This window comes from Arthrobacter sp. SAFR-044 (assembly GCF_059414985.1).
This window is the reverse complement of record NZ_JBPFDN010000008.1, coordinates 134,969-151,269: the sequence shown is the minus strand read 5'-3', so window position 1 is coordinate 151,269 and position 16,301 is coordinate 134,969. Positions and strand designations below refer to the sequence as shown.

Sequence of the window (16,301 nt, the reverse complement as noted above, 5' to 3'; positions counted from 1 at the left end):
CAGCGCGGTGTCTTGAGCTTCGAAAGGGCCCACTGCTTGACCTCTGATCCGACTATTCCGCAGGAAGGCTCCGGCCACAAGACCCCCTGTGGCGCATCTCATAACGGCGCCCGGAATTGCGGCCGGGGCACACAGGTTGTGCAGGGCATGAAGATTGAGATCTGGTCAGATGTTGCCTGCCCGTGGTGTTTCATCGGCAAGCGCCGGTTCGAGGCTGCCCTCGCAGCGTTTCCCTACCGTGAGGCCGTCGACGTGGAGTGGCGCAGCTACCAGCTGGACCCAACACTGCCGGACCACTATGACGGGACCGAACTGGAGTACCTGAGCAGCCGCAAGGGCATGCCGGCGCCGCAGGTTTCGCAGATGTTCGAGCATGTGGCCCAGCAGGCCAAGGGTGAAGGCCTGGACTACAGGTTCGACAAGGTTGTGGTGGCCAACAGCTTCACTGCCCACCGCCTGATCCACCTGGCCGCGGCCCACGGCAGGCAGGATGCGGCCAAGGAGCGCCTCCTCAGCGACCATTTCGAGCACGGCAAGGACATCGGCAGCCGGGATTACCTGACGTCCCTGGGCAGGGACCTGGACCTGCCTGTCGACGAGGTGGATGAGCTGTTCACCACGGACAAGTACTCCGACGAAGTCCGGTTGGACTTCCAGGAGGCCCGCGCCCTCGGCATCAGCGGGGTCCCGTTCTTCGTGATCGACCGGAAGTTCGGGCTGTCCGGCGCCCAGCCCACGGAGACGTTCACGGCTGCCCTTAACCAGGCGTGGCAGGACGCCAACCCCCTGGTCACGGTCAATTCCTCCAACGCTGAGGCATGCGGCCCGGACGGCTGCGCGGTTTAGCGCCTTTTACTGACACATCGCGGTAAAGTGTCTGCATGCCCAGGATTACAGCGGCCAGTAACGCCGAACAACGCGCAGACACCCAGCGCCGTATCCTCACCGCTTTCGGCGAGCTCCTTTTCACCCACGGCCTTCCGGGGTTGACCATGACGGACGTGGCCCGGCACGCAGGCGTGGGCCGCACCGCCGTGTACAACTACTACGCGGACATCGAAGAACTGCTGATCTCCTACGCCCTGGACGAGACCGAGAAGTTCCTCTCCGACCTGCGCGAATCGCTGAGCCGTTTGGAGAACCCGGTGGAGCGGCTGGCGCTGTACGTCCGCGCCCAGGTGGTTGACCTCAGCCGCCGCCACCTCCCGCCCGGGCCTGCCATGGGGGCGGTGCTGTCGCCGTCGTCCTTTGCCAAGCTCTCCGACCATGTGGGTGAGCTCAGCGTCCTGCTGCAGGGCATCCTGCGTGACGGGATGGAGCAGGGCTACCTGCCGGTGGCGGACGTGGGCCAGCAGTCCCAGCTGATCTTGGGCACCTTGTCCTCGAGCGCCGCGAGGGGCAGTGACGAGCCGGCCGAGCTGGAGGCACGCGTGGCCCGGACTGTGCGGTTCATCCAGCTGGGCGCGGGCGCAAGGTTCGACGACGGCGGGCGGCCCGTGCGCGTCGGCCGGCTTCCGGCAGTGGCCGGCTGAGTCCGGCTGGTCAGGGCGCCGGAGCAGCGGCGGGCATGACGGGCAGTTTGTCGGTGTCCGCCGTGCGGCGGTTCTCCCGGGGGCAGCTGAGCTTTCCGGGTGTCTGGTCTACCAGTTCCGCCGGGACGAGCGCCTTGTAGTCCTGTGCCAGGATCACATCAACACTGGCATCGGTCCTGCCGTCCTGGAAGTAGTCCGAACCGGGCACATGGCGCTGCACCGTGAACGCCGCTGCTTGCCCCGCAGCACCTGACACCACGGCAGCCACTCCGCGGTAGCCGGCGTTGATGTTCGACACGTTGCCCACCACAAACTTGCGTGCCAGGAATTCATCCGCCACCGAGTGGGCAAGACCGGGCCGGCTGGTGGAGTTGTAGACGTTGAGGTTGATTTTGTCCGTCGGGGTGTAGTCGAACATTGAGGCAGGGCAGGATGACACCGGGGTTGGCGCAGGCTCGGCGGAAGGAATCTTCAACCGGCCGTTAATGATGGCCAGGGCAAGGATAATGCCTGCGGCGATCAGGCCGATCAGCAGGACCAGCACCACCCCGTGCAGCACGCGGCGCCGGACCCGGGCGGTCTCGTCGGCGTCCCTGGCCACTTCCATGGCGGCGCGCAGCTCAGGTCCGGAAACAACGTGGTGGCCATGCAGGACGTCCGGGTCCTGCGGCCGCTTGCTAGCCATCGAGCACCAGGACCCTGGCGTGGATCGCGGTGCGCTGGTGCAGGGCGGTCCGGACTGCGCGGTGGAGGCCGTCCTCCAGGTAGAGGGTCCCCTGGTACTGCACCACGTGCGGGAACAGGTCGCCGAAGAAGGTGGAGTCTTCAGCCAGCAGCGCTTCCAGGTCGAGGGTGCGCTTGGTGGTCACGAGTTCGTCCAGCCGCACCGGCCGCGGCGGCAGCGATGCCCACTGCTTGGGAGTGCTGTAACCATGGTCGGGGTAAGGGCGGCCCTCGCCCACAGCTTTGAATATCACCATGCCACAGTAGGCACCGTGGTGGCCCAGCGAAAGTGGCAGGGCTGGCGCGCGCCAGGTTGTAGCCAAACAGTGACCATCCGCCACACGGCCCGGGCCGTGGGCGCCCGCACGGGACGTGCCGCTCCTGCTGACAGAATGGACCCATGACTGTATCCGAGTCCCCTGCCGTGTCCACGCCCGGAATCCGCCTGCCGTCCGCACCGCCGCTGGCGCTCCTGCTGGACGTGGACGGGCCGGTGGCCAGCCCCGTGACACGGGACGTCAAGCCCGGCATCATCCTGGACCTGGTGGCCCTCGCCGCAGCGGGAATTCCTGTCATCTTCAATACCGGCCGTTCCGACGCCTTCATCCGCGAGCAGGTCATGGAACCGATGATCGCGGCCGGCATTCCGGCAGGAACCATCATCCACGCCATCTGCGAAAAGGGCGCCGTCTGGTTCAGCTACACCTCCGCCGGCCCGGGCCCCATCCATGTGGACCGGGAGCTTGCCGTTCCGGCGGGATACGGCGACGACATCCGCCGGCTGGTGGCGGAGGACTATGCCGCCCACATGTTCTTCGACGAGACCAAACGCGCCATGGTGTCCGTGGAGCAGCACATCGACGTACCCAGCGCCGATTACCTGGCGGAGCAAAAGCGGTTCGACTCGGATGCCATGGAACTGATGGAGCGGCACGGCCTGGGCGTTGTCCGGCTTGACCACCACGCACCGAATTCCGACGACGAGGTGGACTACCGCGTGGACCCCACCATCATTTCCACGGACATTGAGTCGGTGCGGCTGGGGAAGGACCTGGGCGCCAGCCGGGCCGTGGAACTCCTTGCAGCCCAAGGCATCACGCCCCAGGCCTGGCGGACAGTGGGTGACTCCCGCACCGATTACGCGATGGCTGACTGGCTGCACCACAACGACCACCCGGTGAAGCATGTCGATGTGCGGCCTGCGGACGGGGTGCCCAGCAAACCCTATCCGGTACTGACGGCAGCGGACCTGGGTCTGGATGCCACGGTGATCCACGACGACGCCGGCGGCGCCTTCCTGCGCGCCTGGCGGGAGGCGCTGGACGCCTAAGCCCCTGCCGGGCCACCGTCCGCACCCCACCGGAGCCCCTGGCGGCCGCCGAAACCTGCCGTTACGTTCGCAGGACTATCATGCAGGTAAGAACGCCCACTTCCACCAGCACGGAGACAACCATTACAGAAGCACCGGTCCAGGACGAGGTCTACTACGGCGCCCAGGCGTCCGTGGAAGAACAATTTCACGCCGAGATCACGTCCCCGGCGGCAGAGCGGCGGCTCAGTCACCGGCCGGACGTCATCCGGCACAAGGGCCGCTATGCCCTGATCAACGACACCAGGACACCGTTCCAGGCCATGGTGGAAGACCTGCTGTTCCTGCGGAACGTGCTGGCGAACGCCGAACTGTCGTACTTGCTGGTCCGCGGCAACAACGACCGCCCTGTCCTGGCCCTGGACTGGAAGGACCGGAAGAAGCTGCGTGCCGCCCTGGTGGAGGCGTGCCGGGATGAGCCCTTCTATTCGATGACCGTGGACGCCAAGAAGAAAACCTCGGTCCTGGTGGCCGACGGCGATTTGTCCCCCAGCCGCCAGGCCCGCATCTTCCGCCTGTACCGGCCACGGGTGGAGCCGGAGGGCGGCTTCGAATTCGGTGCCTCCGCCGGTGTCCAGATCGAACTCTGGTCCTTCTTGGGCGAGCAGCTTATCCTCCCGATCGAAAACTCGTTAACCCGCAGGACGCTGCTGCGCCAGGACGCCGTCCGGGGCACCGTGGAACGCTACGGCCACACGTGGCCCACTATCGAGAACATGTTTGCCGACCACGCCAGCGACATCAGCTTCGACGTCGACATCGTCTTCTCGTGGGTGGACGGAAGCTCTCCGGAGTACATCGCGGCGCGCCGTGCCCAGCAACAGGGACATGTCCTGGGCGAAGGCGATGACCATGAAGCCCGGTTCCGGCAGATCAACGAACTTAAGTACGCTCTGCGGTCCGTGTACATGTTTGCTCCCTGGATCCGCCGGATCTTCATCGCCACGGACTCGCCGGCTCCTGCATGGCTGGCAGAGCACCCTTCCGTGACCATCGTCCGGAGCGAGGAGTTCTTCTCGGATCCGACGGTCCTCCCCACGCACAATTCGCAGGCCGTAGAGTGCCAGCTGCACCACATCGAGGGGCTGTCAGAGCACTTCCTCTACTCCAATGACGACATGTTCTTTGGCCGCCCCGTGGGCCCGGACATGTTCTTCACGCCCGGCGGCATCACCAAGTTCATCGAGGCGGAAACCAGGATCGGGCTGGGCGAGAACGACGCCGAGCGCAGCGGGTTCGAAAATGCCGCCCGCGTGAACCGCAAGCTCCTGTGGAACCGCTTCGGCCGGATCACCACCCGCCACTTGGAGCACACTGCGGCGCCCCTGCGGCGCAGCGTGGTGGGCCAGATGGAGGAGGAGTTCACGGAGGAGTTCCGCAAGACGGCCGGCAGCCGCTTCCGTGCAGCGGACAACATCTCCGTGACCAACTCCTTCTACCACTACTACGCCCTGCTCACCGGCAGGGCAGTGACGCAGACAGCGGCAAAGGTGCGGTACGTGGACACCACCATGCGCTCCGGCCTCAAATACCTGCCCAAGCTGCTCGCCAAGCGGAACATGGATTTCTTCTGCCTGAACGACGGCAGCTTCCCCGAGGTCAGCGCGGACGAGCGCGCCGAAGTGGTGACGGACTTCCTGGAAAAGTACTTCCCCATCAAGGCGCCCTGGGAGAAGTAGGCCGGCCCGGCGTCGAACGTTGCAAGCCCAAAGCACTGGGGCCGGCTCCTTCAGGAAGCCGGCCCCAGTGCTTTGTGGAGCCGGTCCTACCGCCTGGTGGGCACGTTGAGCTTGGCGCTGCCGCGCTGCTTGGTGGTTTCCGGGATCCGGATCCCCGCGGCCTCCAGCCGTTGGGCCGTTTCCTCCGGTGATACGTACTCGCCAACCGTAGGGGAGCTGCCCAGCGGCACCACGGAATGTACGATCGTGTGCTCATACACGTGCACCAGGTTGAAGGCCTGGCCGCCGTCCTGACCGCGGGTACCGCCCACAGGGACGTTGAGGTCCTGGGTGTAGCAGGAGGCGGAGGCAACCGAGACGGGAACGCCGGCGAAGCTCGCCGTGGTGGAGTAGTGCAGGTGGCCGGCGAGGATGCTCCGGACGTCGGAGTTCCGGACCACTGCTGCCAGCGACGCCTGGTCGCGCAGTTCCACCAGCACCGAAAGGTCCAGCACTGACGGAACCGGAGGGTGGTGGAGGGCCAGGATGGTGCCGTCCGGGGCGGGGGTTTCCAGCTGGCGGGCCAGCCACTCCAGCTGCGCGGAGCTCAATTCGCCGTGATGGAAACCGGGGACGGTGGTGTCCAAAGTGATGACCCGCAGCCCGTTGATGAAGTAGCTGTGGTCCACCGGTTCGTCGGTGCCGGGCTGGTCCAGCAGCCCCTGGCGGAAGTTGGCCCGGTCGTCATGGTTTCCCATGGCCCAGATGACCTGCGCGCCCATCTCCTTGCAGGCCGGCTCAACGATGGCCCGAAGCTTCACGTACGCCTCGGCATCGCCCTTGTCGGCAAGGTCGCCCGTGAAGATCACGGCCTCCGGCCTGGCCTCAGACGCTTTGACTTCATCGAAGAGCTGGATAAGCCTGGCTTCGCTGTCGACGGTTCCGTAGAGGGGTTCTGGACCTCCCAACAGGTGGGGATCGCTCAGGTGGAGTAGGAAGTGGCGTGGCCGGGGGTGTTCGGCCTCGATGTGCTCCATTGCTACCTCTATGGTCGGTGGGAAGCCGTTCTTCCCTTGTACCCTTCAGTAATATTTATCCAATCAGACATTTGGCAAACATGGGGTAAATCTCCGTCGCTGATGTGGAAAAAGTTACAAGAACTGCGCTTTTGCCGGGCAAATTCGGCGGGCCACCCTCTATTCGAGGGCATGCTCGATGGCCTCGATGATCTCTGCTGAGTCGGGCTCGACGGTGGGGGCGAACCGCGCCACCACGTCGCCCTCGCGGTTGACCAGGAACTTCTCGAAATTCCACTTCACCAGCCCCGGCAGCAGCCCGGTCTTGAACTTGGTGAGCTCGGAATAGAGCAGGTGCTGGTTCCTGCCGCGGACTTCTGCCTTGGCCGTCAACGTGAACGTGACACCGAAATTCCGGTCGCAGAAGTCAGCGATGTCGCTGTCGGTCCCGGGCTCCTGCCCTGCGAACTGGTTGCACGGAACGCCGAGGACCTCGAACCCCCGGTCGCGGAACTTGCCGTAGAGGGCCTCCAGGCCGCCGTACTGCCGGGTGAAGCCGCAGTTGGAGGCCACGTTGACCACCAAAACCACTTTTCCTTTGAACTGGCCGAAATTTGTCCTGGTGCCGTCATTCAGGATCAGCGGGATGGGATAGAGGGGCCGCGGGCTGCGTGTCAGGGGAAAGTTGCTCATGCGGGGCATTCGTTGCCGACCCGCACCTCGTACGGGTCAGCGGTGGAAATTTCCTAGGGCAGAGGCGCCGTCGGTGCGGTTGCAGTTGACGTAGGAGCGGGTATCGGGGTCGCCGTTGGCGCAGGTTCCGCGGGCGGCAGGGTCGGGGCAGGCGCCGGGGCGACAGTGGTGGGTGCCGGCGCGGGTGCGACCGGTGCAGGTGCAGGCGCAGGTGCAGGCGCAGGCGCAGGTGCTGGAGCAGGTGCAGGCTCAACCGGCGCAGGTGCGGGAGCAGGTGCAGGCTCAACCGGCGCAGGTGCGGGAGCAGGCGCAGGCGCAGGCTCAACCGGCGCAGGCGTCGGCGTAGGCGTGGGCGACAGCGTAGGCGTCGGGCTTGCAGGGTCAGTTGGAGACGGCGACGGCGTAGGCGACGGCGTTGGCGTCGGGCTTGCAGGGTCAGTTGGAGACGGCGATGGCGTGGGCGTCGGGCTCGCAGGGTCAGTTGGAGACGGCGACGGCGTAGGCGACGGCGTGGGCGTCGGGCTCGCAGGGTCAGTTGGAGACGGCGACGGCGATGGGCTCGGCGAAGGCGATGGTTCCGTGGGTGATGGGGACGGCGTCGGGCTTGCCGGGACACCCAAGGGATCGCCGGGTGCCGTGTCGGGCGACGGCGGCGCGGCACTGCCTGATGATTCAGAAGAGGGCGGGGCCGTCGTCGTCAATTGGGCATTCGGAGGGGGCAGCACAACGCCCGTTGGCTCAGACGGCGAGGGTGCCGGGCGTGGTACCAGGAGCGGTGGGAAAGGTGAAGCCTGGAGCCCTGCTGCGGGGAAGCCGTCCCCCGAGTCAATCTGGAGGGGGATGGTCCAGCTGATCCTGCCGCCGGACAACCCGGTTCCGGGCGCGTAGGAAACCATTTCCATGGGAAGGGCTTGGTTCAGCGAGCGGAGCTGGAGGAAGCTCCATCTCAAGGGGTTGGTGTAGCGGCCATTGAGGATTGCCTCGAAATGCAGGTGGCAGCCCGTTGACCATCCGGTGGTTCCAACGCGGGCGATGACCTGGCCCACCCGCACCTGGTCGCCGGTGTGCACTCCGATAGATTCCAGGTGGTTGTAGGTGGTGATGAGCCCGTCGCCGTGGTCAATCTCTACCCGGTTGCCGCCGCCCCACGGGTGCCACCCGGCCGCCCGCACCACACCGGAATCAGCTGCATAGACGGGCGTCCCGCAGGGTGCTGCGTAATCCTGGCCGAGGTGGAAGTCTCCGGCTGACCCGCTGATCGGGCTGACCCGGAAACCGAACGGCGAACTCGGGTCCAGAAGTTGGAGGGGTGCCATCAGGAAGCCCGCCAGCGGTCTGTCCGCACGCGCGGGGTCCACCGTCAGGGCGGCTGCGGCGCGCTGGTCGACACCGCCGACTGAGGTGTGCGGAAAAGCCAGCGTCACCTGAGGATTGGACAGGATGGCAGGCGGAAGGGCGGCCGCGCCAACCTGGTCCGTCGCCGTCGAAGGTGTCTCGGATTGCGTTTCCTGGGCGTTCAGCGTTCCGGACATTCCAGACGGGGCAGCAGCGCCTGCTCCGTCAACCGCGCGCGCCAACTGTGGCGGCTCTGCGGAGCCGGCAGAAAGATTGACGGCGCAAGCTGACGCCGCCAGGACGCCGGCAGCAGCGACGGCGCGGGCAACGGGGGGAAAGGTACGCTGGTCCGGCCTGCGATTGCCGGGCACGGAATTCTTGCCCAATAGACTGACTCCACGACGTGGCCTGCTGCCGCACGGTGTCTCGACGGTATGTCCCATGGGACCACAGGACGGCAGGACTGGAAACCCCGTGGCCGGACAATGCGGGTTTTTTGTGGGCCGTTAGGGGGATTGCCGGCGCTGCACTGCTGGATCCAACCGGTTCCCGCTGAAAATGGGCAACAATGTCTCATGCGCAATGTCCTTCGTACATGGCAGGACGAAATTAAAAAGACCTTCTCGGGCAGGGCCGATGCGCCGCCCGACTGGACAGTGAAGCTGGCAGAAGGCGACGACACCGGCTTCCACCTTCCCGGCTCGGCGGTGTGGGCAGTTCACGGCTCCATGACGCCCATCGTGGGTGGCATCCGAACGCTGCTCATGCAGTCGCTCCATCCTGGCGCCCTCGCAGGGGTGCACGAACACTCCAACTTCCGTGAGGATCCCCTGCGCCGGCTGGCCAACACCATCCGCTGGATCTTTACGGTGACCTACGGATCCACGGCCGCCGCGGAGGAGGCAACGGGGCGTGTCCGCCGCTTGCATGCGCCAGTCCAAGGCGGCTACAAGGACAACGACGGCGAAGTGCGCACCTACAGTGCCAACGATCCCAGGCTGGCCAACTGGATCCATCTGGCCTTCACGGATGGCTTCCTCGCAGCCCACAGGATTTGGGGCGGGCCCATCCCCGGCGGGCCGGATGCATACGTCCGTGAGTGGGCCCAGGCGGGGCGGCTGATGGGAGTGGAGGACCCGCCGCTGACGGAAGCACAGATGCGCAGCCAACTGGACCGGTGGTACGCGCAAGGCGAGCTGCGGGCGGATGCCCGGGTCAAGGAAACGGTGGAGTTCATCCGCAATGCGCCGCTGCATCCCTTGCTCAGGCCCGGATACAGGATTCTCTTTGCCGGTGCCGTATACAGCCTGGAACCCCGGTACCGGCAAATGCTCGGCCTCTCCGTTCCACGGCTGGGCCCGTTTCCCCTGCCGGTGAGGTTGGCCACAAAGGTGGTGCTCGGCGTCGTCCACCTCGCCTTGGGCGGCCCCCGGAGACGCATGGGGCCCAGCGAAACAGCAGCGAGGCAGCGCCTGCGGCGGCTGGGTGAACCGTTGGCAGACGGGGCCTGATCCCCACTTTCGGAGCCTGCACGGTCCGCATAAAGCAAGAACCCGGCCCCGCGGTGTGCGGGGCCGGGTTCTTGACCGGCGGAGAATGGGGGATTTGAACCCCCGAGGGCGTTAACCCAACACGCGTTCCAGGCGTGCGCCATAGGCCGCTAGGCGAATTCTCCAACTGCTTCTGAATCAAAAGCAGGTACTAGATTACCTGAAGTTTTCCGCATCGCCCAATTGGCCCATCCTGCCCAGGTTTTGGGCGGGCACTTTCCCCTCCCTGAGGGCCGGCGATGGTCGCCTTAACCTGAAAATGGACGCCCCCAATGCGCCCATTCCCTGTTGCACCGTTGAGCTGCCGGGTCCGTCCCGTTATGCCAGGCCACGCAGCTCACAACCTTGAGATTGCCCCAATCGGTGTACATACCCATGATCCCGGGTGGGCGGGAGTTAAGCAATGGAAAATTGGATTCCCTCTCAGCTCGGCAAGGGGCCGGGGACGTTCAAGGGCGCCCGCCTGGCGGCACCGGGGGCCGATTCGAGTCGGGCCGCATGTTCGGGTAAAGTATCTGACGGCCCCTCATGTGGCGTCATCCTGTTGAACTCCCCCAGGACCGGAAGGTAGCAAGGGTAGACGGGCTCTGGCGGGTGCATGGGGGGTCTTTACTATTCCCCCACAGGGCGGCATGATGTCAGCCCGGATTGGTAGGGTTTTCTCTGTGACAGTTACTACCGCCCTGTACCGCAGATACCGTCCCGACTCGTTCGCTGACGTTATCGGGCAGGAGCACGTCACCGAGCCGCTGATGACGGCTTTGCGGAAAAACCGGGTCAACCATGCCTACCTTTTTTCGGGCCCCAGGGGCTGCGGCAAGACCACTTCGGCCCGCATTCTGGCCCGCTGCCTCAACTGCGCCCAAGGCCCCACGGACACCCCCTGCGGCACCTGCCCCAGCTGCATTGAGCTCGCACGCGGCGGTTCCGGTTCGCTTGACGTCATCGAGATCGACGCCGCGAGCCATGGCGGTGTTGACGACGCGCGGGACCTCCGCGAGCGCGCCACCTACGCACCGGTGCGGGACCGCTACAAGATCTTCATCATTGACGAAGCCCACATGGTCACTTCCGCGGGGTTCAACGCCCTGCTGAAGATCGTGGAAGAGCCGCCGGAACACATCAAGTTCATCTTCGCCACCACGGAGCCGGACAAGGTGATTGGAACCATCCGGTCCCGGACCCACCACTACCCGTTCCGGTTAGTGCCGCCCGAGCCCCTGATGGCCTACCTGGAGCTCCTGTGCCGCCAGGAAAACGTTCCTGTCGCCCCGGGCGTCCTGTCACTGGTGATCCGCGCCGGCGGCGGCTCGGTCCGTGACTCGCTCTCGGTCCTGGACCAGCTCATGGCAGGCGCGGGCTCCAACGGGCTGGACTACGAGCTCGCCGTGGCCCTGCTTGGCTACACCCATGCGTCGCTGCTGGACGACGTCGTGGAGGCTGTGGCTGCTTCCGACGCCGCCACCGTTTTCCGCGCCGTGGACCGGGTCATCCAGACAGGCCATGATCCCCGCCGGTTCGTTGAGGACCTGCTGGAGCGCTTCCGCGACCTGATCATTGTGCAGGCCATGCCCGAAAGCGCCCATGCCATCCTGCGCGGGATGCCCGCGGACCAGATAGCCCGTCTGCAGAACCAGGCCCACAACCTCGGGGCGGCGGAACTTTCCCGTGCCGCGGATGTCACCAATACCGCCCTGACGGAAATGACCGGGGCCACGTCCCCCCGGCTGCACCTCGAACTGCTGTGCGCCCGGATCCTGCTGCCCAGCTCCGAACAGAACGAGCGCGGCATGGCCGCTCGGATCGACCGGGTGGAGCGGCGGCTGAACTACGCAGGGAACGACGTCGGCGCTCCCGCCACGGCAGTGCCGGCAGCCACGCCTGGCAATTCCTCGCCAGGCCCCCAGCGTGCGCAGGAACCGGCCCCCCGGGAGTCGGCTGCGCAGGAACAGGCTGTGCAGGAACAGGCCGTCACGGAACCATCTGTCCAGGCCGCTCCGGCCGTACCGGCAGCTCCTGCCGCCCCGGCAGCTCCTGCCGCCGCGGGCTCCGGAGACGGCCGTGTTGTTCCCGCCGCTGATGGCGCCCGCAGTCCCCTCACACCACCGCGGGTCAGCACCAGCGACTGGCCCGTCGAGGAGCCTTCCCGTGCCCGCACACCACAGGGCCATGCCGTTGCGGGGACCACCAACGCCGTCCAGCAAACTTCTTCGGCGCCGCAGACCACGGCGGCGCCGCTGGCACAGGACAATGGCGTGCCCCGGGCGCAGGAAGACCGGCAAGCGCCCGGCCGGGCGCCCGCGCCGCACAGCCAGGACCGGCCGCACGCCCCAGCCAACCACCCGGCAGACCAGCAATCTCCCGGACATCAGGCACCTGCCCACCAGGCTTCGCCAGCGCACTCCGCAGAACCGGGCGCGTCCGTACCAGCCGCTCCCCCGGCCATGGGCGACGTGGAGGTACTTCGCCGGGCTTGGCCGGACGTCCTGCAGGCGCTGTCCAAAATCAAGCGCAGCACATGGGCGCTCGTTGAGCCCAATGCGCAGGTCCAGGCGTTCGACGGCCGTATCTTGACGCTGTCCTTCACCACGTCCGGGCTTGCCGGCGCGTTCGGCCGGGCGGACCACTCGGACAACCTGCGCCAGGCCATCCACAAGACGGTCGGCATCGACTGCCAGATTGATGCGGTTGCCGGCGGGGGAAGCCAAGCGAGCTCTGAGCCAAACCCAAAAGTGCCCGCCAGCCCGGTGGCTCCGGCCACCTCAGCTGACGTTGCCTGGGGGCTGGCTCCTGCGCCCGCCCAGGCAGCCCCGGCGGTGCAGGTACGCGCAGCCGCGGCAGTTACCGGGACGCCGCTGGCCGGAAGCTCCGCCGTTGCCGGCAGTTCCACCACTGCTGGGAACACCACCCCTGCCGACCGTTCCGGGAGTTCTGCTGTCGCCGCAAGCCCGTCGGCCGCACCTTCGCTCACCCCTGCGGCTGCAACCGCTCCGGGGGAACACCCGGTGGCCGACGCCGACGAGGGCGGCACCCACGGGATTGAGCCTGGCCGCGGGGCGGCTAATGGCGCGCTGGTCCAAGCCCACACGTCCGGTACCCCAGCCGCCCCATCCACCTACCCTTCTGCCGGAGGCGACTACTCCTACTCCGATGACGATTGGGGACCGCCGCGGGATGAGGACGCTCCCCCGCTGGATGAGGAGCCTCCCATGGACTGGGAGCCCTCTGCCCGGCCCGGCAACCGGACGGCACCATCGTCCCCTGCCATCGGCGGCCACCAGCCGGCAGGCAACCAGACAAAGGCTGCTGCAAACCCCCAGGAAATGACTGCACCTGATGGCCCGCGACCGGCCACCGCCGCGCAACCGGCTGCCCAGCCGGCCGCCCAGCCTGCGGGTGGCGCCCACGATCCCTGGACCCGGGCTGTGGAACAGGCGCCCGGAGTATGGGTGGTGGGAGACAAGAGCAACGTGGGCGCTAATACCGCCCCCGCTTCCGCAAATGACAACATCGGGGCATCGGCCACCGTTCCCCATTACGCGCCGGCAACGGCCCAGGTGCCCCCGTCGATACCCGTGGCGCCGGAGGCGAGGGCTGCTGCAACGGCGGCAGGCTGGGATCCTGGAGCGGTCTCCGGCCCCGTACAGGCGGAGCCGGCTGCGGGAACTTATCAGTCACCGGTCCCCGGCCCCGCTCCGGCACCTGAATTCGCCATGGCGGCCGCCGCACCCGTCCCAGTTGCGCAGGCCGCGGTCACGCAGCCTGCGGTTCCACAGGCTACAGTTGCACCCTCCCTTCCGCAGCCGGGGCCTGCTGCGCCTGCTTCTGCGCCGGTGGCCCCGCGAACGGAAACGCGGCAAAGCCTCTACCAACGTCTGTCCAACAGCCCTGAAGCGGAGGCCGGTCGCGCCAAAGCGCCGGCCAGGGCCGCCGCTGCCCCGAGCGCGTATGTCCAGGACATACCCAGCGCCGACGACGAAACCATCGAGGAATCGGGCGTGTTCGGCCGGGCCGCCGTCGAACGCATACTGGGCGGAAAACTGATCGAGGAGCGGTCCCTGGACGGAAGCCCGGTTCCGCCGCGCTATTGACGGCCACGGCCGCCGTCCGGGCGTGGCCAAATGATTGATCCATCCGCTGTTCACATCAAGCTAAAGAGGGAAACGTGTACGAAGGTGCTGTCCAGGAGCTGATCGATGAGCTCGGACGCCTTCCGGGTGTGGGGCCCAAGTCCGCACAGCGGCTGGCGTTCCACATTCTTGAAGCCGACCCCCAGGACATGAAACGGCTGGTTGAGGCCATCACCACCGTCAAGGAGCGGGTGAAGTTCTGCACCGTCTGCGGCAACGTCACCGAGCAGGAGCTGTGCAACATCTGCCGCGATCCCCGCCGCGACCCCGCCGTCATCTGCGTGGTGGAGGAGTCAAAGGACGTCCTGGCAGTGGAGCGCACCCGTTCGTTCCGCGGCCGGTACCATGTGCTGGGCGGCGCCATCAACCCCATTGCCGGAGTGGGGCCGGAGCAGCTGCGGATCCGCGAACTGCTCACCCGGCTGAACGACGGCGAAATCCAGGAAGTCATCATCGCCACCGACCCCAACCTGGAGGGTGAGGCAACGGCCACCTACCTGGCCCGCATGCTCAAGACCATCGGCATCGCAGTCACCCGCCTTGCCTCTGGCCTCCCCGTGGGCGGTGACCTGGAATACGCCGACGAAGTCACTTTGGGCCGCGCCTTCGAGGGCCGGCGCAACGCCCTGGGCTGAGGCACCCAGCGGCCTCCCGCCGTCGTGCTTCACCCCGGCCGGACCTGCCGCAGCCCTCTCTGCAAGCACCACTGCCCGCGGACGCAACAGCCCTCCGTGGCCGGGATGTGGTCACAATTAAACGTCCCTCCGGGCGCGGCGATAAACTGTCCCAAGGATTGCCGCGCCCTCCAGCGTCAGGCTGCCTGGCCTCCAGAACTCCAATTGATCCGATGAAGGTACGCGCATGAGTACGCCCACCACCGAAGTGCACAACGCAACACAGCCTCGGGCGGCAACCGCCTCCGGCGCGGTGACCAAACAACTCATCGTGCAGAAGTTCGGCGGCTCCTCCGTTGCGGACGCTGACGGCATCAAGCGCGTTGCAAAGCGCGTGGTGGATGCACAGCAAGCCGGCAACGAGGTGGTGGTGGTCGTCTCCGCAATGGGTGACACCACCGATGAGCTCCTGGACCTCGCGGCCCAGGTGACCGATTCCGCCCCCGCCCGCGAAATGGACATGCTCCTTTCTGCCGGTGAACGCATTTCCATGGCATTGCTGGCCATGGCCATCAACAAGCTCGGCGCCTCCGCCCAGTCCTTCACCGGGTCGCAGGCGGGCATGATCACCGACGGCATCCACGGCAAAGCACGGATCATCGACGTCGACCCCCACCGCATCCGCACCGCCCTGGACAAGGGCAACATCGCCATCGTTGCAGGCTTCCAGGGCATGACCCGGGCCACCAACGAAATCACCACGCTGGGCCGCGGCGGTTCCGACACCACTGCAGTGGCGCTGGCCGCAGCCCTTGAAGCGGACGTTTGCGAGATCTACACCGATGTTGACGGCATCTTCACCGCAGATCCGCGCGTTGTCCCTTCCGCCCAGAAGATCGACACGATTTCCAGCGAAGAGATGCTGGAACTCGCGGCCTCAGGCGCCAAGATCCTCCACCTGCGCTGCGTGGAATACGCCCGCCGCTTCGGCGTCCCACTCCACGTCCGTTCCTCATTCAGCCAGCATGAAGGCACCTGGGTCATCCCCAGCGCCGACGACAAGATCACCACACAAGAGGGAGTTGCCTTGGAGCAGCCAATCATCTCCGGCGTTGCGCACGACCGATCCGAAGCGAAGGTCACCGTGGTCGGCGTCCCCGACATCCCCGGCAAGGCTGCCGCGATCTTCCAGGTCATCGCCGATGCGCACTCGAACATCGACATGATTGTCCAGAACGTGTCCACCCACGGCACGGGCAAGACCGACATCTCCTTCACCTTGCCCATCGTCGAAGGCGCCGATGCCCTGGCCGCCCTTCATGCCGCACAGGACCAGATCGGCTTCGAAGCCATCGAATACAACGAGCAGATCGGCAAGCTGTCCCTGATCGGTGCCGGTATGCGTTCGCACCCCGGCGTCTCCGCCACGTTCTTCAAGGCACTGTCAGACGCCGGCATCAACATCAACATGATCTCCACCTCGGAAATCCGCATATCGGTGGTCACGCACGCCGATCTGCTGGACGAGGCGGTGCGCGTGATCCACAAGGCGTTCGGCCTGGACACCGAAAGCGAAGCGACCGTCTACGGCGGCACCGGCCGCTAGCCGCAAAGGAAAAGCCGGGCTGCCCTTCCCCGAAAGGAGGAGGCGGCCCGGCTTTTCTGTCTCTGGAGGTATCCA

The 16,301-nt window shown here is 66.3% G+C and carries 14 protein-coding genes, 1 tRNA gene, 1 other RNA gene and 1 pseudogene; 11 read left to right on the top strand and 6 right to left on the bottom strand.

Translation table 11 applies throughout. The features are described from left to right. Positions 1 to 147: 147 nt before the first annotated feature. Together ACR65J_RS13965 and ACR65J_RS13960 are read left to right on the top strand one after the other, a co-directional pair. The gene (locus tag ACR65J_RS13965) at positions 148 to 846 is read left to right on the top strand and encodes a DsbA family oxidoreductase (RefSeq protein WP_440169936.1); all 699 of its coding nucleotides are present in this window, start codon (positions 148 to 150) and stop codon (positions 844 to 846) included. Positions 847 to 881: 35 nt separating this feature from the next. Next, on the top strand, positions 882 to 1,532 hold the full coding sequence (locus ACR65J_RS13960) for a TetR/AcrR family transcriptional regulator (protein ID WP_440169934.1): 651 nt from the start codon (positions 882 to 884) through the stop codon (positions 1,530 to 1,532). A 10-nt stretch (positions 1,533 to 1,542) separates the two neighbouring features. On the opposite strand, the gene ACR65J_RS13955 is transcribed toward ACR65J_RS13960, so the two are convergent. Then, positions 1,543 to 2,217, bottom strand: coding sequence for a LytR C-terminal domain-containing protein (locus ACR65J_RS13955; protein WP_440169932.1), 675 nt, complete (start codon positions 2,215 to 2,217; stop codon positions 1,543 to 1,545). After that, positions 2,210 to 2,509 carry a type II toxin-antitoxin system VapB family antitoxin gene (locus tag ACR65J_RS13950; RefSeq protein ID WP_026264985.1) on the bottom strand — a complete coding sequence of 100 codons (300 nt, stop codon included), beginning with the start codon at positions 2,507 to 2,509 and terminating at the stop codon, positions 2,210 to 2,212. Before ACR65J_RS13950 ends, ACR65J_RS13955 begins: the two co-directional genes overlap by 8 nt. Before the next feature lie 146 nt (positions 2,510 to 2,655). Here ACR65J_RS13950 and ACR65J_RS13945 point away from each other — a divergent pair, with 146 nt between their 5' ends. Next, complete coding sequence (locus tag ACR65J_RS13945) at positions 2,656 to 3,585, top strand: Cof-type HAD-IIB family hydrolase (RefSeq protein WP_440169930.1); 930 nt, start codon at positions 2,656 to 2,658, stop codon at positions 3,583 to 3,585. A gap of 80 nt (positions 3,586 to 3,665) precedes the next feature. Next, positions 3,666 to 5,303 (top strand): stealth family protein, encoded by a 1,638-nt coding sequence (locus ACR65J_RS13940; protein WP_440169927.1) that lies wholly within the window; start codon positions 3,666 to 3,668, stop codon positions 5,301 to 5,303. 86 nt (positions 5,304 to 5,389) lie between these two features. Here ACR65J_RS13940 and ACR65J_RS13935 read toward each other — a convergent pair whose 3' ends face one another. Both ACR65J_RS13935 and ACR65J_RS13930 read right to left on the bottom strand, forming a co-directional pair. Beyond that, positions 5,390 to 6,319 (bottom strand): phosphodiesterase, encoded by a 930-nt coding sequence (locus tag ACR65J_RS13935; protein ID WP_440169924.1) that lies wholly within the window; start codon positions 6,317 to 6,319, stop codon positions 5,390 to 5,392. Positions 6,320 to 6,478: 159 nt separating this feature from the next. Beyond that, positions 6,479 to 6,991 (bottom strand): glutathione peroxidase, encoded by a 513-nt coding sequence (locus tag ACR65J_RS13930; RefSeq protein WP_440169922.1) that lies wholly within the window; start codon positions 6,989 to 6,991, stop codon positions 6,479 to 6,481. Between the two features lie 193 nt (positions 6,992 to 7,184). Between ACR65J_RS13930 and ACR65J_RS13925 the strand changes: the two genes are divergently transcribed. Further along, on the top strand, positions 7,185 to 7,337 hold the full coding sequence (locus ACR65J_RS13925) for a hypothetical protein (protein ID WP_440170146.1): 153 nt from the start codon (positions 7,185 to 7,187) through the stop codon (positions 7,335 to 7,337). 2 nt (positions 7,338 to 7,339) lie between these two features. Beyond that, the gene (locus ACR65J_RS13920) at positions 7,340 to 7,879 is read left to right on the top strand and encodes a hypothetical protein (protein WP_440170143.1); all 540 of its coding nucleotides are present in this window, start codon (positions 7,340 to 7,342) and stop codon (positions 7,877 to 7,879) included. A 74-nt stretch (positions 7,880 to 7,953) separates the two neighbouring features. Here ACR65J_RS13920 and ACR65J_RS13915 read toward each other — a convergent pair. Continuing rightward, positions 7,954 to 8,307, bottom strand: a pseudogene (locus tag ACR65J_RS13915) (M23 family metallopeptidase); the annotation flags it as partial. Between the two features lie 594 nt (positions 8,308 to 8,901). On the opposite strand from ACR65J_RS13915, the gene ACR65J_RS13910 reads away from it, so the two are divergent. Beyond that, on the top strand, positions 8,902 to 9,837 hold the full coding sequence (locus tag ACR65J_RS13910) for an oxygenase MpaB family protein (RefSeq protein ID WP_440169919.1): 936 nt from the start codon (positions 8,902 to 8,904) through the stop codon (positions 9,835 to 9,837). Positions 9,838 to 9,916: 79 nt separating this feature from the next. Here the strand turns inward: ACR65J_RS13910 and ACR65J_RS13905 are convergent. Further along, a tRNA-Ser gene (locus ACR65J_RS13905) sits at positions 9,917 to 10,001 on the bottom strand. Positions 10,002 to 10,393: 392 nt separating this feature from the next. On the opposite strand from ACR65J_RS13905, the gene ffs reads away from it, so the two are divergent. From ffs to ACR65J_RS13885, 4 genes are all read left to right on the top strand, one after another. Beyond that, an RNA gene (ffs, locus tag ACR65J_RS13900) (signal recognition particle sRNA small type) lies at positions 10,394 to 10,490 on the top strand. A 21-nt stretch (positions 10,491 to 10,511) separates the two neighbouring features. After that, entirely contained in the window at positions 10,512 to 13,967 is a 3,456-nt protein-coding gene (locus ACR65J_RS13895) for a DNA polymerase III subunit gamma and tau (protein ID WP_440169917.1), read from the top strand. 74 nt (positions 13,968 to 14,041) lie between these two features. Continuing rightward, the gene (gene recR, locus ACR65J_RS13890) at positions 14,042 to 14,641 is read left to right on the top strand and encodes a recombination mediator RecR (protein WP_141158226.1); all 600 of its coding nucleotides are present in this window, start codon (positions 14,042 to 14,044) and stop codon (positions 14,639 to 14,641) included. Positions 14,642 to 14,867: 226 nt separating this feature from the next. After that, positions 14,868 to 16,226, top strand: a complete 1,359-nt coding sequence (locus ACR65J_RS13885; RefSeq protein ID WP_440169914.1) for an aspartate kinase — start codon at positions 14,868 to 14,870, stop codon at positions 16,224 to 16,226. Positions 16,227 to 16,301 lie beyond the last annotated feature (75 nt).